16 protein-coding genes and 1 tRNA gene are annotated in these 23,232 nt (G+C 59.6%); 14 read left to right on the top strand and 3 right to left on the bottom strand.

The window, feature by feature from the left end:
• Positions 1-583: 583 nt before the first annotated feature.
• The 12 genes from lysS to A9Q02_RS21025 all read left to right on the top strand — a co-directional run bounded on the left by lysS (position 584) and on the right by A9Q02_RS21025 (position 12,048).
• Positions 584-1,711, top strand: coding sequence for a homocitrate synthase (lysS, locus tag A9Q02_RS21080; protein WP_097655050.1), 1,128 nt, complete (start codon positions 584-586; stop codon positions 1,709-1,711).
• A 4-nt stretch (positions 1,712-1,715) separates the two neighbouring features.
• Positions 1,716-3,008: a 3-isopropylmalate dehydratase large subunit gene (locus A9Q02_RS21075; protein ID WP_097655051.1), complete on the top strand. Its 1,293-nt coding sequence runs from the start codon at positions 1,716-1,718 to the stop codon at positions 3,006-3,008.
• A gap of 328 nt (positions 3,009-3,336) precedes the next feature.
• Positions 3,337-3,837 carry a LeuD/DmdB family oxidoreductase small subunit gene (locus tag A9Q02_RS21070; protein ID WP_097655049.1) on the top strand — a complete coding sequence of 167 codons (501 nt, stop codon included), beginning with the start codon at positions 3,337-3,339 and terminating at the stop codon, positions 3,835-3,837.
• Positions 3,838-3,854: 17 nt separating this feature from the next.
• Positions 3,855-4,856, top strand: coding sequence for an isocitrate/isopropylmalate dehydrogenase family protein (locus tag A9Q02_RS21065; protein WP_097655048.1), 1,002 nt, complete (start codon positions 3,855-3,857; stop codon positions 4,854-4,856).
• A gap of 64 nt (positions 4,857-4,920) precedes the next feature.
• The gene (gene lysW / locus A9Q02_RS21060) at positions 4,921-5,088 is read left to right on the top strand and encodes a lysine biosynthesis protein LysW (protein WP_097655047.1); all 168 of its coding nucleotides are present in this window, start codon (positions 4,921-4,923) and stop codon (positions 5,086-5,088) included.
• A gap of 35 nt (positions 5,089-5,123) precedes the next feature.
• Positions 5,124-5,975: a lysine biosynthesis protein LysX gene (lysX, locus tag A9Q02_RS21055; RefSeq protein WP_097655046.1), complete on the top strand. Its 852-nt coding sequence runs from the start codon at positions 5,124-5,126 to the stop codon at positions 5,973-5,975.
• Positions 5,972-7,009: an N-acetyl-gamma-glutamyl-phosphate reductase gene (gene argC, locus A9Q02_RS21050; RefSeq protein WP_097655045.1), complete on the top strand. Its 1,038-nt coding sequence runs from the start codon at positions 5,972-5,974 to the stop codon at positions 7,007-7,009. The genes lysX and argC overlap by 4 nt, the downstream gene beginning before the upstream one ends.
• 161 nt (positions 7,010-7,170) lie before the next feature.
• Positions 7,171-9,204 carry a beta-alanine-activating enzyme beta-propeller domain-containing protein gene (locus tag A9Q02_RS21045; RefSeq protein WP_097655044.1) on the top strand — a complete coding sequence of 678 codons (2,034 nt, stop codon included), beginning with the start codon at positions 7,171-7,173 and terminating at the stop codon, positions 9,202-9,204.
• 3 nt (positions 9,205-9,207) lie between these two features.
• Positions 9,208-10,014 carry a PP2C family protein-serine/threonine phosphatase gene (locus A9Q02_RS21040; protein ID WP_097655043.1) on the top strand — a complete coding sequence of 269 codons (807 nt, stop codon included), beginning with the start codon at positions 9,208-9,210 and terminating at the stop codon, positions 10,012-10,014.
• Entirely contained in the window at positions 10,011-11,273 is a 1,263-nt protein-coding gene (locus A9Q02_RS21035) for a VWA domain-containing protein (protein WP_097655042.1), read from the top strand. Before A9Q02_RS21040 ends, A9Q02_RS21035 begins: the two co-directional genes overlap by 4 nt.
• A 16-nt stretch (positions 11,274-11,289) precedes the next feature.
• Positions 11,290-11,793 (top strand): FHA domain-containing protein, encoded by a 504-nt coding sequence (locus tag A9Q02_RS21030; protein WP_097655041.1) that lies wholly within the window; start codon positions 11,290-11,292, stop codon positions 11,791-11,793.
• Positions 11,794-11,802: 9 nt separating this feature from the next.
• Positions 11,803-12,048 (top strand): hypothetical protein, encoded by a 246-nt coding sequence (locus A9Q02_RS21025; protein WP_097655040.1) that lies wholly within the window; start codon positions 11,803-11,805, stop codon positions 12,046-12,048.
• Between the two features lie 55 nt (positions 12,049-12,103).
• On the opposite strand, the gene A9Q02_RS21020 is transcribed toward A9Q02_RS21025, so the two are convergent.
• Together A9Q02_RS21020 and A9Q02_RS21015 are read right to left on the bottom strand one after the other, a co-directional pair.
• A complete protein-coding gene (locus tag A9Q02_RS21020; protein WP_097655039.1) occupies positions 12,104-15,931 on the bottom strand; it encodes a magnesium chelatase subunit H in 3,828 nt (1,275 codons plus the stop codon).
• A gap of 175 nt (positions 15,932-16,106) precedes the next feature.
• A tRNA-His gene (locus tag A9Q02_RS21015) sits at positions 16,107-16,181 on the bottom strand.
• 202 nt (positions 16,182-16,383) lie between these two features.
• On the opposite strand from A9Q02_RS21015, the gene mnmE reads away from it, so the two are divergent.
• Together mnmE and A9Q02_RS21005 are read left to right on the top strand one after the other, a co-directional pair.
• The gene (gene mnmE, locus A9Q02_RS21010; RefSeq protein WP_097655038.1) at positions 16,384-17,769 is read left to right on the top strand and encodes a tRNA uridine-5-carboxymethylaminomethyl(34) synthesis GTPase MnmE; all 1,386 of its coding nucleotides are present in this window, start codon (positions 16,384-16,386) and stop codon (positions 17,767-17,769) included.
• Between the two features lie 10 nt (positions 17,770-17,779).
• Positions 17,780-19,174 carry an O-antigen ligase family protein gene (locus A9Q02_RS21005; protein ID WP_097655037.1) on the top strand — a complete coding sequence of 465 codons (1,395 nt, stop codon included), beginning with the start codon at positions 17,780-17,782 and terminating at the stop codon, positions 19,172-19,174.
• Between the two features lie 34 nt (positions 19,175-19,208).
• Here the strand turns inward: A9Q02_RS21005 and metH are convergent, their stop codons facing one another.
• Positions 19,209-22,832, bottom strand: a complete 3,624-nt coding sequence (metH, locus tag A9Q02_RS21000) for a methionine synthase (protein WP_097655036.1) — start codon at positions 22,830-22,832, stop codon at positions 19,209-19,211.
• Positions 22,833-23,232: the final 400 nt, after the last annotated feature.

The raw sequence follows: 23,232 nt of genomic DNA, 5'->3' as shown, positions 1-23,232 counted from the left end.
CTTTCTACGATCGGTGTTTGTTACCATAATCGTAGCAGAAATGGTCATGACCCGCACATTATCTGAAAAACCTACCCGCAAAAGTGCCCCCCTGGCGGGTGCCCCCTTTGCGGGTGTCGCCGGGCCTGCGAGGGGCCCCCGCCAGGCCCCCCCGCTCGCACGTTTGCGCCGCTGGGGGCATGCACATGCGGCCAAAGAGCGCGTCTTGTTGTATCCGGTTTCGTATGATGCAATTGCCCTACGCTCGTCTTTTGGGTACGTTGACAATCCTCCATATCTGTGCTATCCTCTCGCGGTGTGTTGATCGTCGCGCTCAAGAAAGTATGTTTGTGCCAATGTCCCTCAACTTCACAAAGCAGCTCAAGCGGGTGAAGAAGCCAGCCTTCCGGTCTGGTTAGCACCGCCTGCACGCGAGTGGAAGTGTAGGCCCGGCGCACCAGACCGATGGTGCGCCGGGTTTTTTGTGTCTTCTTGAAGGAGAAGCCTGTGAAACAGTTCAAGCCGTCTGCCGTTGCCTATACGCCACGCTATCGCCGCCCGGAGTTGTTTGGAGCCTGTCAACTGAGACAAGGAAGCACATTCTATGCAGTCGCATGATCGGCCGTTGCTGGTTGATACGACGCTGCGCGAGGGTGAGCAGTTTGCGACTGCCCACTTTAGTAGCAGTCAGCGCCTCGCGATTGCCGAGGCTCTTGATGCCTTTGGGGTCGAGTATATCGAATTGACTTCGCCCGCTGCTTCGCCGCAGAGTGCCCGCGATCTCGAAGTGATTGCCCGCCGTGGTTTGCGCGCTCGCATTGCAACCCACGTGCGCTGCCACCTTGATGATGCTCGCCTTGCCATTGAACATGGCGCCCAGGCTGTCCATTTGCTCTATGCTACTTCTGAACCACTGCGCCAGGCTAGCCATGGCCGGAGCCTCGACCAGATTGTCGAGGAGGCGCGGGTGGTGATTGCGTACCTCCGTCAGTTTCCCGTTGAAATTCGCTTCTCAGCTGAGGATACCTTCCGCACCGATCTCCCTAGTCTGCTGCGGGTCTATCAGGCGGTCGCCGAACTCGGGGTACACCGGGTTGGCCTCGCGGATACGGTCGGCATTGCTACCCCGCGTCAGGTCTATACGACGGTTGCGCAGGTGCGCGCTGCGGTGAATTGTGATATCGAGTTTCACGGTCACAATGATGCTGGCTGCGCCGTTGCCAATGCCTTCTGTGCGTTCGAAGGTGGCGCAACGCACCTCGATGTGACGGTGCTTGGCATTGGTGAACGCAATGGCATTGCGTCGCTTGCCGGCATGGTCGCCCGTATGGCCTCGCTCGATCCGCAGATGGTTGCTCACTACGAGGTGGCAATGTTGCCCGAACTTGATCGGATGGTTGCCGAGATGGTTGGGGTGACGGTGCCCTTTGATGCTCCGATTTCCAGTCCCTTCGCGTTCCATCACAAGGCCGGCCTGCATACCAAGGCGGTGATCAATGATCCGCGGAGCTACGAGGTGCTTGACCCGGCGCGCTTTGGACGTGCGCGCACGGTTGCGGTCGCCCATCGCCTGGTTGGTTGGCACGCGGTGGCCGAACGCGCCCGCGAGTTGGGTATCTACCTCAGCGAGCCAGCCGCCCGTCAGGCTGCTACGCGGATCAAGACGATCGGTGATGAGCACGAATTGAATAGTACCACCGTTGATGAAATTCTCTATGAATATGCGGAGTAGCCTGATGCAGACGTTGAGTGAGCAGATCTTGAGCCGGGCAGCGGGGCGCACGGTGATGGCAGGCGAGGTGGTGACGGTTGATGTGGATCTCGTGATGATGCACGATAGCCTTTCGCCGAGCATTATTCGGGTGTTGCACGAGGAGTTGGGGGCAGAACGGGTCTGGGATCCTGAACGGGTGGCGGTGGTGATTGACCATGTTGCCCCGGCAGCAAGTGTGCAGACAGCCGAGAAGCAGGCCGACGTGCGCCGCTGGGTGAAGAGTCAGGGCATCCGCCATCTCTTTGATGTGGGACGTGGCATTTCGCATCCGGTGCTGGTCGAAGAGGGTCTGGCGCGCCCCGGGATGGTGATTGTCGGCAGTGATAGCCATAGTACCGCCTATGGCTGTGTCGCCGCTTTTGGCACGGGTATGGGTACCACCGATATTGCGCTTGCGGCGGCGACCGGGCGTACCTGGTTCCGCGTGCCCGAGACAGTTCTTGTGCGCGCCGAGGGTCGCTTTCGCCCCGGGGTGAGTGCCAAAGACCTGGCGTTGTATGCCGCTCGTCGGTTGCGGGCCGATGGCGCAACTTATGCGGCCGTCGAGTGGCACGGGGTGGAGTTTTTGTCGATTATGGAGCGAATGACGCTTGCGACGCTCTCGATTGAGGTCGGGGCCAAGGCGGGTCTTGTGCCCCCGGTCTTTGCTGAACCTGGCGCGATCCTGCCGTCGGCCCGCGCCGAGGTGCGTCGTTCTGCCTTGCAGCCCGACTTTTTGCAGGTACAAGCGGGTGCCCGCTATAGCCAGGTGCTGACGGTTGACCTGGATCGCCTCGAGCCGCAGATCAGTGCCCCACATACAGTTGATAATGTTGCCGATTTGAGCGAACTTGGCCGTGTTGCGATTGATGTGGTCTACCTTGGCACGTGTACGAACGGGCATTACGAAGATATGGCCGCCGCCGCACGTATTCTGCGCGGTCGTCGGCTGGCCCCTGGCATGCGTATGCTCGTGGTTCCTGCAAGCGCCCAGGCGCTGCAACGCGCTACCGCCGATGGCACCCTGATGACGCTGCTTGAGGCCGGGGCAACGATTGGCACGCCTGGCTGCGGCGCATGCATTGGCCGTCACATGGGCGTCCTGGCCCCCGATGAGGTGTGTCTCTTTACCGGCAACCGCAATTTCCGCGGACGGATGGGGAGCCCGCAGGCCAATATTTACTTGGCCTCGCCCGAAGTGGCCGCCGCAACGGCCTTGACCGGCTATCTTACCCATCCTCAGGAGGTCGAGGCGAGTCTTCCGTCGCAGGTCTAAGACCAATACCTTGCAAAGAAGGTCTCGCCCGTGTCGCGTATGCCGGATTATCTACCGAAAGACCAATTAGTAGTGTGTAACGTAAGTTTCCCGGTAGCACCGCCGACCACGAATAGGGGCTTGGTGACGCACATATTCGTTTCTTCGTGGCCCCCATTCGTCGTCGGCGAACGACACCAGAGAACTTAGGTTACACACTAATTAGCCGGCTAAAGCCGGCACTCCAAGGGCTCACCACGTGGTGGCGAACGATGCTGACACCCTTTTCAGACAGTCTCGAAGACGAGGGTGTATCAGCAGCCAAGGCAGAGAAGAAAAGGAGATCGTGATGGCTCGGGTCTGGATCTTTGGTCAGGATATCAATACCGATCAGATTGTGCCGGGACGGTATGCGCCCTATATGCTCAAGAACGAAGCCGATCTGCGCAACTATCCGTTTGTCGAGCACCGGCCCGATTTTGCGCCGGGGGTGCAGCCGGGGGATCTGATTGTTGCTGGCAATAATTTTGGGTGTGGCAGTTCGCGTGAGTATGCGCCACTCGCGTTGCGTCTGGTTGGTGTGGGCGCGATTGTGGCCCCGCTCTTTGCGCGCATCTTTTTTCGCAATGCGCTCAATCTGGGCATTCCCTGTTTTACGGCCGATCTGACGTCAACCCTGCGCGATGGGCAAGAGGTCGAGTTGCGGCTCGAAGAGGGTGTGATCGTCACGGATGAGGGTCAGCACATTCAGTTGCCCCCGCCACCAGCCTTTTTGCGCGATGTCTGGGCTGCCGGAGGCATTGTGCCGTTCTATCGTCAGTATGGGCGCTTTCCTGGTGAGGCCAGGTAAGTGGCGGGAAGCATCCTATGCAGATTTGTGTGATCCCTGGTGATGGTATTGGACCCGAGGTGCTTGGGGCTGCCGTGCGTGTGCTGCAAACCCTGGTGCCCGAGGTGGTGTTGCACGAGGCTGACGCAGGTTGGGCCACTTTTGAGCAGCAAGGGACGGCGTTACCTGGGGCAACGCTCGCGGCGGCGCGTGCGGCTGATGCGATCCTTTTTGGTGCGGTGGCCTCGCCGAGTCATAGCGTGCCGGGCTATCGGAGCCCGATTGTCCAGTTGCGCCGTGAACTCGATCTCTATGCTAATATTCGCCCAGTGGTTGGGCTGCCAGGCCGTACGCCCGTCGATCTGGTGGTGGTGCGCGAAAATACCGAGGGCCTCTATGCTGGCCGTGAGCGGCTGGAGGATGAGGGGGCTACGGCGATTGCCGAGCGGGTGGTGACCCGTCGAGCCAGCCAGCGCATTGTACAGATCGCGTGTGAACTGGCGCGGCAGCGTGCCAGCGAGCGGGGTCGCCCAGGACGGGTGACGATCGTCCATAAAGCCAATGTCTTGCGGGTGAGTGATGGGCTCTTTCGGGAAACCGCGCTGGAGGTAACGCGAGCCTTTCCCGACCTGGTCATCGAAGAGCAACTGGTTGATGTCGCGGCGATGCGCCTTGCGCAGAGTCCGGAACGCTTTGATGTGGTGGTGACAACCAATCTTTTTGGCGACATCCTTTCGGATGTGGCCTGCATCCACGGCGGCGGGCTTGGCCTGGCCGCCTCGTCCAATCTTGGTGATCGCCAGGCGCTCTTCGAGCCGGTTCACGGGGCGGCACCTGACATTGCTGGTCAGGGCATCGCCAATCCCCTGGCGGCCATCACCTGTGTGGCCTTGTTGCTGGTTCGGCAAGGCTATCGTGAGCAAGCAACGCGGCTGCACAACGCCATCCGGCAGGTGCAGCACGATGGCCCGCATACCCCTGATCTGGGCGGGACAGCGCGGACTGAGCTGGTGACGGAAGCGGTGATGAGCTTATTGTAGGTCGTATTGTTCTTGAGGGGCCTGGTGTCGGGCTCCGGTTTTTCTAGCGATGAATGAGGAGATCATGGAAGCAATCTGTCCTGAGTGTGGTGCAACGGTGGAACTGCCTGCGGATACGATGACGAGTGAGATTGTGGTTTGTCCCGAGTGTGGGGCCGAGCTTGAGGTGATCAGCCTCGATCCGCCGACGCTGGCCCTGGCCCCCGAGGTCGAAGAAGACTGGGGCGAATAACCGCCAGGGAGGCAATTTTGCAAGGAGAATCTCGTATGCGTATCGGGGTGTTATGTTCACGGATTCGGGCCGAAGAGAAGTTACTCTTTGGCGAATTAGAGCGGCGCGGGCTGGCGTATACCCGCATTGACGATCGCGAGCAGATCTTTGACCTGCATCAACGCGAGTATCCGTATGATGTTGTGCTCGAGCGCTGTATTCAGCATAGCCGGGCTGTCTATATGCTCAAGTTGTTGAACGACGCCGGTGTGCCGACCGTCAATACCTTTCATGTTGCCACGGTCTGTGGCGACAAGATGCTGACCACGCAGGCGCTGGTGCATGCCGAAGTGCCGACGCCGGGTTGTCGTCTCGCCTTTACCCCCGAGAGTGCTATCGCGGCCATCGAAGCGATGGGCTATCCGGTGGTGCTCAAGCCCGTCGTTGGTTCGTGGGGCCGCATGGTCAGCAAGATTAATGATCGTGATGCTGCCGAGGCCGTTCTCGAGCATCGGGATGTGCTGGGCAATTATCAGCACTCGATCTTCTATATTCAGGAATATATTGACAAACCGGGGCGCGATATTCGCTCGTTTGTCGTGGGTGATGAGTGCATCGGGGCGATTTATCGGGCCAGCGAGCACTGGATTACCAATACCGCCCGCGGCGGCATTGCGACCAATTGCCCGGTCACGCCTGAAATTGCCGACTTGAGTGTGCGTGCGGCGCATGCCGTTGGCGGCGGGGTCGTGGCGATCGATCTGTTGGAGACCGGTGATGGTCGCTTGCTCGTGAATGAAGTCAACTATACGATGGAATTCCGCAATTCAATTGAGACGACCGGGGTTGATATCCCGGCGCGGATCATTGACTATGTGGTGGCTGTCGGGCGAGGAGCAAGCGTATGACCTTGCGCGTGAGTGTCGTAGGGGCAAGTGGCTATGTCGGTGGCGAACTGCTCCGCTTGCTCTTATGGCACCCCGAAGTGGCGGTGATCCAGGCGACGAGCGGGCGTAACGCGGGCCGTTACCTTCATCAAGTGCATCCCAACTTGCGTGGACGCAGCAAAGTGCAGTTTGTGCATCCTGATCGACTTGAACCGTGCGATCTCCTCTTTCTTGCGCTGCCTCATGGCGAGGCAGCGCAGGCGATCGAGCGGTACGCGGGGCTGGCCCCCAGGCTGATCGACTGCTCGGCGGATTTTCGCCTGCGCGACCCGGCGCTCTATGCCCGCTGGTATCGCGAAGAACACCCGGCCCCGGCCTGGCTCGACCGCTTTGTCTATGGCTTGCCCGAAGTGAGTCGTGAGGCGCTGCGGGGCGTGAACTATGCCAGCGGGGTCGGCTGCAATGCGACGGCGACCAACCTGGCCCTGTTGCCACTGGTGCAGGCCGGGTTGGTGGACGAGCAGCGCCCCGTGATCGTCGAGATCAAAGTTGGTTCGTCTGAGGGAGGGGCCACGTCGAGTGATAGTAGTCACCACCCCGAGCGCGCTGGTGCTGTGCGTTCGTTTGCCCCGGTGGGCCATCGTCACACCGCCGAGGTCGAGATGATCACGGGCCTGACCAATGTCCATCTCTCGGTTACCTCGGTTGAACTGGTGCGCGGTGCGCTCGCCACGGCGCATGTTTTTGCGAATCGTCCCGTCACCGAAAAAGATCTCTGGCAAGCGTACCGGGCCTTTGCGGCGACGCAGCCGTTTGTGCGGATTGTCAAAGAGCGCCAGGGCATCTATCGTTATCCTGAACCAAAGATCCTGGCGGGGAGCAATTTTGCTGATCTTGGCTTTACGCTTGATGAGGCAACCGGGCGCATCGTCAGCATCTGTGCCCTCGATAACCTGATGAAAGGGGCGGCAGGCAGTGCCGTTCAATGCATGAACCTGATGGCCGGATTTGCCGAAGCCGAGGGCCTGGATTTTCCCGGCCTTCACCCGATCTAAGAGGCTGTCTGAAAAGGCGTAGCCCCCCCCAAATATGCAGCCAACACCCAATATGCATTGCCTCTTTGCCCTCGTGTCACTATAATAGACACAAGCACGCGCCATGGGTGGCCCGAATAGCTTTTTGGCCACCCTCCCTCTGCCAATCAGCGAGGAACAGTATGGGACTGATAAAAAAAGTCGGCACCCGAGGACTCGCCTCTTCGTCATCGCACGAACAACCCGCTCAACCAGCGGAAGCTATCGATAACTTGCCGACAGATGTGGCGCAAGGTGGCGATACGCGTATCAATCTTGGCCAGCCGCAACCTGCACCAGTCGATCAGTCTAGCCAGGACACAGCCGAAGCACCGATGCATATGCTGTCGCCTGGAAATACGCTGCAAGAGCGTTATCAGATCATTGCGCCGCTTGGCATTGGCGGTATGAGTGTGGTCTATCGTGGCCGCGATCTGCGTTTCAAAGATGTGGCGCGTTACTGTGCGATCAAAGAGATGTCGCAGTCAGCCTCCGATTCCCATACGCGCTTGCTCAATTTGAAGAATTTTCAGCGTGAGGCGGGCCTGCTGGCAACGCTGCAGCATCCAGCGATTCCCAAAGTCTACGACTTTTTTGAAGAGCATAATCGCGTCTATCTGGTGTTGGAGCTGATTGACGGCAAAGACCTTGAAGCCGTGCTTGATGAAGCTCGTGGTCCGCTTGATGAGCTTCGTGTCGCACGCTGGGCGATCCAGATCTGCGATGTGCTGCACTATATCCACCACCATCAGCCCGAAACAATCGTCTTTCGGGATATGAAGCCATCGAATGTGATGGTGGATAGCAACGAGCGCATTGTGCTGATTGACTTTGGGATTGCCCGTAATTTGAATCGCAGCGATCGCAAAGGGACGATGATTGGCACCGAGGGCTATTCGCCACCCGAGCAGTATCGTGGTCTTGCCGAGCCCGTCGGCGATCTGTATGCCCTCGGGGCGACACTTCACCACCTGTTGACTACTTCGGATCCGCGCCTCGAGACGCCATTTACGTTCCAGGATCGGCCCATGCGCCAGCTCAATCCAAAGATCTCTCCCGAGATGGAACAGATTGTTGTGAAGGCGCTTGAGTATGAGATGGAGGCACGTTGGCAGAGCGCGGAAGAGATGAAGCAGGCGCTGATGGCGATCCCGGGGGTTGTGGCGGGTGAACGGGTTGTGGTGCCCACGATGCCAGCCGTGATCAAGGCGGCGGCCCAGACCGAGCTAGTCTGGAAATTCACCTGCGAAGATGAGTTGCGTTCGTCGCCCTGTGTCAGCGCAGGGACGGTTTTTATCGGCTGCTACGATACCAATATGTACGCCGTTGACGCTAGGCGAGGTGAATTTCGCTGGAAATATGCTACCGAAGGCGGGATTAATTCTTCTCCAGCCGTCTGGGACGATAATGTTATTATTGGCTCGGAGGATGGTGGCGTCTATTGCCTTGATGTGCGCCGGGGGGCGTTGCGCTGGACGTACCGTACCGACAAGCCCATTCGCTCTTCGCCGCGGGTTGAGGATCGCGTTGTCTTTGTTGGCTCGGACGATCAGCATGTCTATGCCATTGACGGCCTCCGTGGTTCAATCATCTGGAAATATCGTACCTGGAATCCGATTCGTTCATCGGCATGTATTCATGATGACCTTATTTTCATCGGCGGTGATGATGGCTGTGTCTATGCCCTTGATGCCCGGAGTGGGGCGGTGCGCTGGAAGCAACGGACGCAGCAGCCGGTGCGTTCGTCACCAGTCTTCGCGGAAGGCCTGGTGATCGTTGGCTCGCTTGATCAGAATATCTATGGCCTGGATGCCGCAGGTGGGTGGCCAGCCTGGCGGTTTCGTACTGGCCACTATGTGAACTCTTCGCCGTATGTTGCGGGGACACGGGTTTTTGTCGGCGGTGTTGATGGGATGCTCTATGCGTTGGATGTGAAAACCGGCCGCGTTGCCTGGAAATTCGAAGTCGGAAATCAGATTACCTCTTCACCACGCGTCGCCAACGGTCGTGTCTATGTGGGTGGGGTGGATGGCTATGTCTATTGTGTAGACGCCAACAATGGTACGTTGATCTGGAAATACAAGACCGAGGCCGCCGTTGTTTCATCGCCCTTTATCCACGATGGGATCGTCTATATTGGTTCGCTTGATTATAATCTGTATGCATTGAAGGCGTAGCCCATGAATGCCTCTCCTCCTCTCCCACAGGGCCTTGCGGCAACGGCGTTGCGTGATATTGGCCAGATCCGTGCGATCAACCAGGACAGTGTGTTTGCGCTGTTGTTGACCTTGCCCCGTGAAGGCGGTGATGTCGCGGTCGGGCTCTTTCTGGTGGCTGATGGGATGGGCGGCCACGAGGGTGGTGAAATTGCGAGTCGCCTCGCAGTCCGCACCGTTGTTCAGCATATGCTCAGCCGGTTGGTGATGCCGATTCTTGATGACCAGATGAGTGAGGCGATCCAGCCGCTGCTGATTGGTTCTCTGGAAGCCGCAAATCAGTTGATCTGGTCTGAGGCTCGTCGTCTCGGGACGGATATGGGGACAACCTGTACCGCTGCGTTGCTCGTTGGTTCTGGGCTCTATCTTGCCCACGTAGGCGATACGCGGGCGTATCTCTACGGGCCAGAAGGGTTGTGCCAGTTGACGACCGATCATTCGGCGGTGGGACGTTTGATCGAGCTTGGTCAACTTGACCTTGAGGCGGCCCGTGACCATCCGTTGCGCAATCAACTCTATCGTACGATTGGGCAATTGTCCGAGGTCAGGGTTGATTTTCTCTATCAACCGCTTGCGACAAGCTCTCATCTGCTCCTCTGTTCCGATGGGCTCTGGGGGATGCTTGATGATGCAACGATCGCTGCGACGCTTCAGGCCAGTGTGTGGCCCCACCAGGCGTGTCAGGCGTTGATTGACCAGGCGAATCAGGCTGGTGGGGAAGATAATATCTCGGCTGTTGTGGTGACCTTGCCGAAAGTAGATGCACTATGAGCAATGTGATTCAGCTTGAGGCAACCCTCAGTCGTGCGGTTCTTCCCGAAAGTACCGAGCCACAACTGATCTATGCGTTGCTCGATATGCATGCACTCGGCGGTACAGCCCCACTCTTGAAATTGTCACTGAATCTTTGTCTGGTTATCGATCGCAGTTCTTCAATGCGTGGTGAACGATTGCAACAGGTGAAAGAGGGTGTTGCTCGCATTATTGATCTGTTGAGTGAGGATGACTATTTTAGCCTCGTCACCTTCAATGACCGCGCCGATGTGGTCGTCAATACACAGCGTGTACGCAACAAGCAGGAACTCAAGCAGGCGGTGAATCGGATTGAAGCCGCCGGTGGAACCGAGATGGCAACGGGTATGGCAATGGCCCTCCAGGAGGTTCAGAAGCCGGTGATGCTGCAGGGCGTCAGTCGGATTCTGCTTTTGACGGATGGCCGTACCTATGGCGATGAGGGACGTTGTGTTGAGTTGGCCCGCCGCGCACAGGATCGCGGCATTGGTGTGACCGCGATGGGTATTGGCACCGAGTGGAATGAGGATCTGCTCGAGACCATCGCCGCTCGTGAGAATAGCCGTACCCAGTACATTACGTCGGCAACGCAGATTAGCCAGGTCTTTGCCGATGAGGTCAAGCGGATGTCCTCGATCTTTGCCCAGGATCTCCGCTTTCAAGTTGAGTTGCGTCCGGGGGCGCTCTTGCGTTCGCTCGACCGGGTGCGCCCTTATCTTACCTCGGTGCCGATCAGTGAAGACCACGAGCATGTCTGGACAGCATCGCTTGGTGATTGGCCCAATACCGAACCGCAGGCGCTCTTGTTGGAGATTGTTGTCCCTGTTTTGCGGCTGGGCGATCATCCGTTATTGCGCCTGCGCATCACCTACAATTTGCCTGGTTTGAGCCTCAAGGATCAGCAGGCCCAACTGGTCTTGCGGATGAGTGTACGCAAGGCCGATACGGTGCCCTATGAAGTGAATGCGACGGTCAAACAGTGGCTGGAACGGTTGGTGGCCTATCGCCTGCAGGCCAACGCATGGCAACAGGCTGAACAGGGCAATGCGACCCTCGCCAGCCAACGCTTGCAGATGGCTGGCTCGCGCCTGCTTGAAGCGGGCGAACTTGACCTGGCCCGTACAGTGCAGGAGGAAGCCACCCGTCTGGCTGAGTCTGGGGAGGCGAGCGCGGAGGGGCGGAAGCGGATTAAGTATGGAACCCGCGGGTTGATGGGATCACCTGACGATACCAAGTGATGCACTGGAGGCATCGATGCAACAATGCTCAAACTGCCGTGCGCAACAACTTGATGGGACAATCTTTTGCTCGGAGTGCGGGGCAAGTCTGCTCGAAGCGGTGATGTTGCGGTCGGCAACGCCAGCGATGAATCGAACGGTCGCCTCCAACCAGGCTGCGGGTGGCTCAACGCGGGCATCGGTACGCGCAGCGCAGCGTACGCTGGTGCTGTTCGTCGGTCCGAGCGGGCGGCGCATCGAGCCAGGTCAGGCGACCCAGTTCTTGATTGGGCGCAAAGATCCTGAACGTGGCATTGATCCCGAAGTTGATCTTAGCCTTGATGGCGGCCTTGACGCCGGGGTTTCGCGTAGCCATGCGCTGCTGGTGCGCCGGGGTGCCGAGTATACCCTTGAGGATCTGGCGAGTGCCAATGGGACATTTGTGAATGGCCGACGGCTTCCTCCTCAGGTGCCGACCAGATTGCATTCCGGTGACGAATTACTGTTTGGAACATTGACCGTGCGCTTTGCGCTTGAATAGGAGCAGGGTGTGGCCAAGACCGTCATCCTCCACTTGACTGGCGAAGATCCGATTCTTGCCGATCTTGATGATGAACCTCAACCAACCGATCTCTTTATAAAGGTCTCGAATATGCGTCGCCGCGACGGCAAGCCGGTACCTTACCTGGCTGCAGGCGTGCAGGCGGTCATCTTTCCCTGGCATCGCATTACCTTTATCGAGTTGATGCCAAGTGAAGAAGAGCGTAGTTCCGTTGTTGATTTCTTCCGCAGTTGACATAAAAATCGGCCAACACAACCAATGACGCTGGTTGAGTTGGCCGATCCTGCTGCTATCCGGTGACACCTTCGAGGCGATCTTCGAGGTCGGCGTAGATGCCGCGCAGTTGATCGAGCGTGGCTTCGTCGGTCTCCCAGAAGCCGCGTTCACTCGCTTCGAGTAGCCGACGTGCCATGCCGGCGGTGGCCTGCGGGTTGAGCCGAGCGAGCCGCTCGCGCATCGCCTCGTCGAGCAGGTAGGTTTCGGCAAACCCCTGGTAGACCCAGCCATCAACCGCGTCGGCCGTGGCACTCCAGCCGTAGGTGTTGCTCAGGCGGATTTCGATTTCGTGCGCACCTTCGTAGCCGTGCGCCAGCATGCCCTCGAACCATTTTGGGTTGAGCAGTTTGGCCCGGCTTTCGAGCCGTACCATTTGCGCAAGTGGGCGTACTCGGCCACTCCCTGGCCCGCTGAAGGCTTCGACTTCGGCGACCATCACGGTTGGGCGGATCCCCGTGAGTTTCTCGACACTCTTGGTGACGCCCCCTAGGTATTCGTAGTAGTGATCAACATCCGAGATGCCGGTCTCGACGCTATCGATGTTCTGGAAGGTAGCCTGGACGGTGCCGAGGGTCTGTTCGAGCAAGGGGCGGGCCTCGCGCCATTCGCCACTCGGCGTCATCGCAAAGCCTTTGCGTTCGAGGAAGACTTCGCCGAGTTGAGCGTCGTCTTCCCAGGTGCTCTGCTCGACGACGTGGTTGACATTCGCCCCGTAGCTACCGGGGGCATTCGAGAAGACGCGGGCGGCGGCTTCTTCCAGTGCGATGCCGAGCGTGGCGGCCTGCGCCAGGGCGTGTTTGCGCACAAAATTGGCGTTGAGTGGCTCGTCGGCGGTGGCGGCGAGGCGGGCCGCTTTGTCAATGAGCATCGCCTGGTGCGCCATCAGGTCGCGGAAGATGCCGCTGACCGTGCAGACCACGTCGATCCGCGGGCGGCCCAGTTCTGCGAGGGGAATGAGCGTGACGTCGGCAATTTTGCCGAGTTCGTCGCTGATGGCCCGCGCCCCAAGCAGGGCCAGCGCCTGCGCGACGCCTTCGCCGCCGGTCTTGATGTTGTCGGTGCCCCAGAGCACGAGGGCCACGGTTTCCGGTAGGCTTCCTTCGCTCTGGACGACGTTGGCGAGCAGTTCCTCGACACAGGCGGTGCCGGTGACCTGGGCCGCTTCCGACGGCATCCGGTACGGGTCGAGCCCGTGGATGTTGCGGCCGGTGGGCACGACATCAGGGTTGCGCACGACATCATTGCCGGGTGAGGGCGGGATGTAGCCATTGCCGAGCGCTCGCATCAGGCCGGCAAGCTCGCCTTCGGTACGCAGGCGGGCGAGTAGGTCGTTGAGCATAGCCCAGAGCGCCGTGAGGTTGGTGGAGGCGAGGTTGACGTCGCTGCTCAACACCCGTTCGGCTGCGTCCGGGCCTGCTTCAACCAGTTGTTGGATCGTCTTGCGACACACATCGTCGATCGTGCGCCACTGCGCTTGCGCCTCAACATCGTGCGCGATGCGTTCGCGGAGGGCGGCATACTCCAACCCCAGCGCCTGCGCCACCTGCTCGGGCAGCGTTGCGGCCCCAGCGGGGCGTTGAAAGGTCGCCACAAGGTTCAGGATATCAACCAGTTCCTCGCCCGCCGGCGGCTTGCCGAGCACATGCAGCCCCACCGGGATGAGGCGCTGCTCAACCTGGAGCAGTTCGTGGCTCAGGGCCGCGAGATAGGCTGCGGCCTCCTCGTCGGCAAGCATCTCATCTTCTGGTGTCCGCAGACCGATGCGTTCGGCCTGGGCGACAATGCTTGCGAGTAGGTTCTGATCGGGTTTGGTACGATAGCTCTCCAGGCTATCCTTGAGTTGCAGCAAGCCTTTGTAGAGACCGGCCTGTTGCACCGGTGGCACGAGGTAACTCACGAGCGTAGCGGCCCCGCGTCGTTTGGCAATCGTGCCTTCACTAGGATTATTGACGCAGTAGTAGTAGATATTGGGCAGATTGCCGAGCAAGCGGGTCGGCCAGCAGGTAGGCCCGAGGCCAGCCTGTTTGCCAGGCATAAATTCGAGCGCCCCGTGCGTACCGATATGCACCACCGCATCGGCCCCAAAGACCCGGTCAAGCCAGGTATAAAAGGCCGCAAAGCCGTGATGCGGTGACGCATCGCGAGCCATCAACATCCGCATCGGATCGCGCTCGTAGCCAAAAGTCGGCTGGATACCGATGAAAACATTGCCAAACTGCCGCCCCTGGATAAAGAGGCGTTTGCCATCGCTGAGCAGCTCACCGGGGGCCTGGCCCCAGTGCGGCTCGATCGCAACATACTCGGGAAAGAGGCGGCGGTACTCCTCCACATTCAGCATGGCACCAACATTCGCATCAGTGCCGTGGACAAGCGCATTGCCCTCGACCACCATCCGTCGTAGCGCTTCGGCATCTTCCGGCAGATCGACGGTATAGCCTTCGGTCTGCATCGTCTGGAGGAGCCGGAAGACGCTCGCAAAAACATCGAGATAGGCGGCGGTACCGATGCTACCGAGGTTGGGCGGATAGTTAAAGAGCACGAGGCCCACCTTTTTGGCGGCATTAGGGGTATGGGCGAGGCGCAGGCGTCGCGCCACCCGGTCGGCAAAACGCTCGATCTGGGCGGGGATGGGTACGGCCACCCCCGACTCACCCGACGGCCCACCGTAGACCAGCGGCTCGGCGGCGCCTTCGAGTTCGGCGAGGGCAACATTCATTGCCAGGTGCATCGGACTCAGGCCGCGCTCGTCCTGTTCCCACCCCTCGACGCGCTGAAAGACGAGCGGGATCGTCTGCAAAAAGGGTACATCAAGCGCCTCAAGCGCGGCCCGCGCCTCGGCGGGGCGGCTCTGCGCCATGCCACCGGCGAGCGAAAAGCCCGAGGTGGTCACCAGGAGATCGACGGTCGCCGGTTTCGCCGGGGTGGAGGCAGCGTGATGCCCCGCACTAAAAAAACCACCCTTCTTGCTTGCCGGGGCACGCTCGTGAAAAAAAGCCTCGAGCGCAGGCCGATTATCGAGGGTTGCGGTATAGGCGAGGCGCGCCTCGATGCCCCGGGCCTCAAGTGCGCGGATCAGCGCACTCAGATGCGCAACGTTATCACAGAGCGCAATGACACGCAGCGAGAGCAGGCCAACGATGCCTTTGTCGAGTTTCTGACGACGCTGTTTGCGCCACTTCTGGTAACTTTTGAGATCAGGGAAAGGGGCCGGCGCGTCGGGATGCCACAGCGCGACATCCGGATAGAGGTAGGGCTCCTCGACGGGCAGGCGCCCCTTCATACCGGGCACATAGCGCTCGATCAGCAGACAGAGCATGCGCTGCAAATTTTCGGGACTATTGTGTACCCAGAATTGATGCAACACAATATAGCTATGGAGATCGCGGAAGCGGCCTGGTAAATACTTCAGAATACGGGTAAGATTTTTGACCAGCTTCAGTTGACGCGAGGCCTCACCGTGGCCGTGTTTGGGCTTGAGGGCCTGCATCATTCCGCCGTGGCCGTCGTTGGCGTCACCCTTGTTCCCAAGGTTAAACTTGCCGAGGTGCGTAAGTTTTGTGAGCGCGGGATTGCTCATAATGATCGCCACGGGGCAGGTCAATGGCTCAATCATCGTCACGAGGGGGCGCACATAACTCTCGCCAAAGAGCATCGCCCCAAGGACAAAATCAGCCCTTTGGAGATCGGCCTCGATCCTGGCACGGCGCTCAGGGTCAGCGAGATCCGCAGCCATATAGACCGCCACCGTCACCTCGAGGCTATACTCACGACTGATCGAAGCCGCCGCCCGCCGCAAACCGACCGTATAGTTATCCTGGGTACTTAAGACAACGATATGCATAAAAGACCCCGCAGTAGCAAACAACCACCAAGGCTTCCCCCATAGCGTCATGCTACGCCTTGCACCGAAACTGAAGGGGTGAGAAATCATCACGCACACGGCACAAAAGACAACCGGAAAGGGTTACACCCTTTCCGGTTGTCTTTTGTGCCGTCTTGAGAGGAAGTGACGGAAGTGGGGTGCCTGACGGGTTTCGAACCCGCAACCTCCTGATCCACAGTCAGGCGCTCTGCCATTGAGCTACAAGCACCACAAGAACGCCTATAAGTATAGCATGAGGCCTAGAAAACTGTCAAACAAGGTATAAGGCGGTTAGGTGGGTTGTTTGACGTAAAGACATTGAAGAAGACGCGACGGGATCGGTGTCAGTGCGCCAACCGGGTGTGCTACAATGACCTGCGCAAAGATGGGCTGGGTTGTAGTTGAATTGGCCCGTTGCGGCAGGATGTTGCATGGAACAGGATACAATCGTAGCCATCGCGACCCCACCCGGTGAGGGGGGCCTCGGGGTGGTGCGTATGAGTGGCCCCGAGGCGATTGCGTTTGCGTCCCGTCTTTTTCGCCCGGTGCGCCCCGGGCCGCTCCGTAGCTATCGGTTGCGGTATGGGCATGTGGTCGATCCGACAAGCGGCCTGGTCATTGATGAGGTGCTTGTGGCGGTGATGCGCGCGCCCCAGAGTTTCACTCGCGAAGATGTGGTTGAGTTTTCGTGCCACGGGGGGCCGTTGCCAGTGCAACAGACGTTGCAAGGTTGCCTCGATGCCGGGGCGCGCCTCGCTCGTCCCGGTGAGTTTACGCTGCGAGCGTTTCTCAACGGGCGCATCGATCTTTCGCAGGCCGAGGCGACGCTTGATGTTATTCGGGCGCAGACTGACGCTGGTCTGGCGCTGGCGCAGGCGCAACTTGGGGGTTGGTTGGCTCGTGAAGTGCGGGCGGTACGTGCGGTGTTGCTTGACCTGCTTGCCTATGTGACCGTGATCGTTGATTTCCCCGAAGATGAGGTTGAGCCACAAGATATCGGGCCGCGCCTTCGCACGAGTCTTCAGACCGTCACCTCGTTGCTGCAAGGGGCGTCCCAGGGTCTGGTCTATCGCCACGGGGCGCGGGTGGCGATTGTTGGGCAACCCAACGTCGGCAAATCGAGCCTGCTCAATGCGTTGCTGCGCAGCGACCGGGCGATTGTGACGCCGGTACCTGGTACGACCCGCGATACGCTCGAAGAGACGGCTAATCTCAACGGCATTCCGGTGGTCTTGATTGATACCGCAGGCATTCACGCGAGTAACGATCTCGTTGAGCGGCTGGGCATTGAGCGTTCACGGGCGGCACTCGCCCAGGCCGATCTCGCTTTGCTGGTCGTTGATGCCTCGCGCCCTGTCGAAGATGAGGATCTGCTGATCGCCCGGCTGACCGCCGACAAGCCGACGCTGCTTGTCTGGAATAAGCTTGACCAACAAGACCCTGCTGCGCCGTCGCTGGTCAGCATTGCCGCGCACCTTGCGCATCCCCGCCTCGCGGCGACCGTCGCGACGTCAGTGGCGACCGGCGAAGGCCTTGAGACCCTGGTCCAAAGCCTTGTCCAGGTGCTCCTTGGGGGCCATGCGCCCCTTGCCGCCGGCGAAGCCCGCCTGGTGAGCAATCCGAGGCATCACGATGCCCTGCACCGCGCCCATGAATACCTGGCCGCCGCCTTGGCCGGCTGGGACGCCAATGATCCCACTGACCTGCTCGGTGGCGATCTGCTGGCAGCGCTCAATGCGCTTGGTGAAATCACCGGCGAGAGCGTTGGTGACGATTTGCTCGATCTGATCTTCTCGCAATTTTGCATTGGCAAATAGTAGTACCTGTATGATCGCCTTTTTGCGCTGGCTCGCTCGTCATCTTATCGGTCTTGATTTTGTTGCGGTGGCGGCAGTGGCCGCGCTTAGTGTCGCGACCGAGCAGGTCTTTCCGCTGGCGCTCGGTGTCGCCCTCGCGGGCCTCGCGTTGCGCTGGTTTGCCCTGGGGGTGCCGAGTGTCCGCACGCCCGCCGATCTCACGATCCTAGCCCTCGCCTCGATGGCCCTCTTTAGCCTGACGATCTCGGAACAGCCTGCGATCACAGAGGTGCAGGTGATGCGCCTGCTGCTTGGCATGGCCCTCTTTTATGCGCTGGTCAACTGGGCCGTGAGCCATTTTCACTTTGGTATCCTTACCTTTGGCATCATGCTCGCCGGGGTGGTGTTGACCCTTGGGGCGACCATCAGTGTGACATGGATGTCAACCAAGTTGCCGTTCATTCCCCCCGAAGTGTATGGCCAACCTTCTGATACGCCCTACGAGATCGATCTGACAGTGGTGGCCGACTACCTGAATGCGCGCATTCCACCCGAGGTCGCGCCGTTGCTCGAAGATAGTGTCAATCCCAATGTGATGGCAGGGTATCTGGCGGTGCTCTTCCCTGTGATCGCGGCCCCGCTCTTCTTTAACCTGCGGGGGCTCTGGTGGCTGAGTTTGCCCTGGCTGGCCATTCTGTCCCCAATCGGCGCAATGCTCTTGTTCACCCAGTCACGCGGGGCGTTACTTGGGTTTGGCGCGGCGCTGGTCGTCTTACTGATGCTCTATCTCTATGCACGTCGCCTCGTCTTTGCCGGCATGATCGTGCTCTTCTTTGTGGTGATGGTCGGCCAGGGCCGCCTGATTGAGGTCTATGGGGCACCCGATCAGATCCCCTATCGGGAACTGATCTCGACACAGATTCCTGATGTTGATCGCGTGACTGATCGCGATCTGCCTGCCCGGATAGAGATCTGGGATCGGGCGATCCGCTTGATCCGTGATTTCCCGGTCACCGGCGTGGGCATGGGGCTCTATGCCCCTGCCGTGGAGCAGTATTATCCGTTTGAGACGGTGACGGCGCAGGATCATGCGCATAATCTGGTACTGCAGGTGGGCGTAGATCTTGGCATCCCGGGGTTGCTCGCCTGGTTAGCGACGCTCTTTGTGGTGATCGGCGCAGCGTTGCATGCCTTTCAGCGCGCCATTGACGCTGATGATCGCTTTGCCACCGGTTTTGCCGCCGGGCTCGTTGCTGCCCAGGCTGCGCTGCTTGTCCACGGGATCTTTGATGCCGTCACCTGGGGGATGGTGCGCCCCGCCATTCTGATCTGGGTGCTCTGGGGGGCAGCGATTGCCGTGCTACGCTTAACCTTCGCGCAGCCGTCGCCCGACAAAAACGCACTACCTGCAAGGCAGGCATCGTAGCAGCGTGGGCGCCCCGCCCACGCTGCTACGATGCCTATTCGACCACATCCTCTTCGGCGCGTTCGAGGGCGCTGCCGATGCTGAAGTATTTCGCTTCAGGATGGTGGATGACGATCGCGGCCGTCGATTGCTCGGGAACCAGTTGGAAGGCGTCGGTCAGCATCAACCCGATCTGGTCGGCGGGCAGAATTTGGAAGAGCTTGGTGTGCTCGGCGAGATCGGGGCAGGCGGGATAGCCCCACGAGTAGCGTTTGCCCCGGTCTTCGCCTAGTCCGAGACTCTGCCGGATGAGGCGATTCGTATGCTCGGCCAGCGCTTCGGCGAGCGAGACGGCGAGCCCGTGAATGTAGTAGCTGCGGCTGTAATCGCCTTGATGCTGCAACGCCTCGGTCAGGTCGTCCACTTTGCGGCCCATCGTCACGAGTTGGAACGCGGCGACATCATAGTCACCGCTGGCGACGCTCTTGAAATAATCGCTGAGGCAGAGCCGTTCGCGGGCGGGTTGGCGCGGGAAGATAAAGCGCGTCAGTTCGCGGGAGCGGTCGGTCGGGTCATAGACGATCAGGTCGTGCCCCGAGGATTGCACCGGGAAGTAGCCGTAGGCGACCTGTGGTTCAAGCCAGCCGTCGCGGGTCGCCTCGCGCATGAGATCGCGCACCTTCTGGTCAAACTCGCCTTTGAGTTGCTCCCACTCGGCACCTTTGGCATTCTTGGCCCCCCATTGCAGCCGATAGAGGGCGTTGCGATCGAGGCAAGCGACGACATCATCAAGGCGAATGCGGTTCGTCGCCTTGGTCCCCCAGAAGGGCGGCACTGGCACGGGGATATCGGTACGCACCGCCGAGCGCACGTCGGCACTGGTCATGCTCGCCTTGCCGAGCCCATCGAGCGCAACTCGTCCGGTCTGGCGCTGGTTGAGCACCCCGGCGGCGGCGGTGAGCGTCGCCTGCACAAAGTCGTCGCGTTGGGCCGGGTCGCTCAGCCGATCCATCGTCTCAAGCCCCTCGAAGGCGTCTTTGCAGTAGAAAACCCCAGCATCATACGGCTCTTCTTCACCAACAAAGGTGATCCGTTGCCCATACTGTTTATTGATCGCCGCACCACCAACAAGCACCGGAAAACTGAGCCCGCGCTTGTGCAGTTCCTGCACACAGAGCGGCATCTGCTTGCTGGTACTGACGAGCAGCGCCGACAGCCCAATCGCATCGGCACCGACCTCAAGCGCCTTCTCGATAATCGTATTGATTGGCACCTGCTTGCCCAGATCATAGACGGTATAGCCATTATTCGACAAAATCGTATTGACGAGATTCTTGCCGATATCGTGGACATCGCCGTAGACGGTTGCGAGCACCACCTTGCCCTTGGTTGAGCCTTCGAGTTTATCGAGGTACTGTTCGAGGCGGGCGACCGACTTCTTCATCACTTCCGCGCTTTGCAACACAAACGGCAGGATCAACTGACCTGTGCCAAAGAGATCGCCGACCTCTTTCATCGCTGGAAGCAGCACATTATTGAGCACGGCCACGGCTTCGACGCCCTGGGGCGACGAACCCTCGGCATTCTTCAGGCGCACCTGCGGATCGCTGAGGCTCAGCCCGTGAACCTGCAGGCGCAACTCAACCGCCTCGTCAATATCAGCCTCGATGCCATCCTTTTTACGATTGAGGATCTTCCAGTGCAGGCGTTGATCGACATGCATGTCGGCAGTCGGATCGGCACGCTCTTGCTCATTGGACTTGCCATGCTGCTCGAAATAGTTGATAAAGCGCGCCAGCGCGTCCTCACGGCGATTAAAGATCAGATCCTCGCACAGCAGGCGTTCTTGCTCAGGAATCTGGGCATACGCAGTTATGTGAGCCGGATTAATAATTGCCGTATCGAGGCCAGCCGCGACCGCGTGGTAGAGGAAGACCGAATTGAGCGCAGCGCGGGCATGGACAGCCACACCAAAGCTCAGGTTGCTGACGCCAAGCGTCGTAAAGCAGCCCGGAATGTGGGTCTTGACGAGGCGAATGCCCTCAAGCGTCTCGACGGCGGCATTGCGCAGTTCTTCCTGGCCGGTTGTAATGGGGAAGGTCAGCACATCAAAGATGAGCGCCTCGGCGGGAACCCCGTAATCATCCTGGGCAAGCTGGGCAAGGCGTTGGGCCACGGCGAGCTTGCGTTCGCGGGAGTGGGTCATGCCCTCCTCGTCAATCGTCATCGCAACCGTGGCGGCCCCGAAACGGGCGACGAGCGGCATCACCTGATCAAACTTCTGGCTGCGTCCACCCTCGAGTGACACCGAATTGACGATCGCGCGACCGGGGTACATCGCCAGCGCAGCCTCGAGCACATCGGGCTCGGTGGTGTCAATGACCAGCGGCAATTCCACATTCATCGTCAGCTTTTTGAGCAACTTCACCATCTGTTCGCGCTCATCGGCACGTTCGGTCATCGCGACACAGACATCGAGCATATGTGAGCCGCTATCAACCTGTTCGCGGGCGACCTCGAGCACGCCATCATAGTCGTCATTGATGAGCAAGCGCTTGACCTTGCGCGAGCCGAGCGTATTGACCCGCTCGCCAATCATCGTCAGCGTCAGATCCTGCTTGAGCGCAGCGGCACGAATACCCGACGAAACACTCGGGATATACTCGATCTCACGCGGTGCTGGCGCACGATCGTGCCCGATTGCCGCACGAAGAGCGGCGATATGAGCAGGTGTCGAGCCACAGCAGCCACCGATGACCGCCACGCCATACTCATCAACAAACTCACCGAGAATGCGTGCAAACGGTTCCGGCGTCATCGGATAGACCGTCTGCCCATCAACCTCCATCGGCAACCCGGCATTGGGAATGCACGAGATCGGCTTGCGCGAGTGAGCGGTCATATACTGAATGGCGGCACGCATATGCTCGGGGCCAGTCGAGCAATTGAGCCCGATCACATCGGTTGGCATTGCCTCAAGCGTGGCAATCAGGGCCGGCACATCAGTGCCGAGCAACATGCGTCCGGAGAGATCGAGGAAGACCTGGGACTGGACGGCGACATCGGGGCGTTGCAACTCGGCCTTGGCGCGGCGAATGCCATCAAGCGCGGCCTTGAGCTCCAGAATATCCACACTCGTCTCGACCAGCAAGAGATCGACGCCACCCTGGATCAACCCGACGGCCTGCTCGTAGAAGATCGCGCTCAGTTCATCAAACGTAATATCCGAGAGCGCCGGATCATCGGAAGAGGGCAGTTTGCCGGTCGGCCCCATTGAGCCAGCGACATAACGCGGGCGCCCATCGGCGGCCTCGAAGCGGTCGGCCACCGAGCGAGCGAGAGCGGCAGCGGCGCGGTTCAGTTCGATGGTCTGTTCACCAAGCCCCCACTCCTCAAGGCGCAGACGGGTTGACTGAAAGGTACAGGTTTCGAGCACATCGGCCCCGGCCTCAAGGAACGACGCATGGATCGCGCCGATCACATCGGGGCGGGTCATCACCAGATAATCCCGATTGCCAAAGGTTTGTTCGCCACCATAATCTTCAACGGTCAAATCGTAGGTATCAATACTGGTGCCCATCGCACCATCAAAAATCAACACACGCTGCGTCAGGGCTTCCAGATAGGTCGGCTTCTTCTGGCTCACAGAACTCACTCCATCGCTAAGCGCAACCCTCATACCATTGCAGATTGCAGATTTGGAACGTCTTTCAAAGTATACCCGATCTAGCCCCAACACGTAACTGTTCACCCTTGCCGGGCAGGGCTGATGCAAAGTCAGGCCCGGAACAAGAGGCGGTCGATGGCGGCTGCCAGCGACCGCTGCAACGCGGCCAGGTTCGACTGACCGCCACGGGCGGCCAACGCGCAGACGGCATTGTTCAGGCAAGCGAGGATATGGGGTGCCTGACCCATGCGCACCTGCGAGGCATCTCCGCCTCACGTGACATCGCGACGATCATGCAGGCCGTTCTCAATCTGCCAGTGACCGCGCACGACCTCCAGCAGGCGGCGGGCACTCGCCGCACTGCGCGGCGCACTGGTGATGCCAGAGCGCTCCTCACCGCTGAAATCACGCC

This window comes from Candidatus Chloroploca asiatica, assembly GCF_002532075.1.
Classification (GTDB): Bacteria; Chloroflexota; Chloroflexia; order Chloroflexales; family Chloroflexaceae; genus Chloroploca; species Chloroploca asiatica.
The sequence above is the reverse complement of the archived record's forward strand: the minus strand, read 5'-3'. Positions and strand labels throughout refer to the sequence as shown.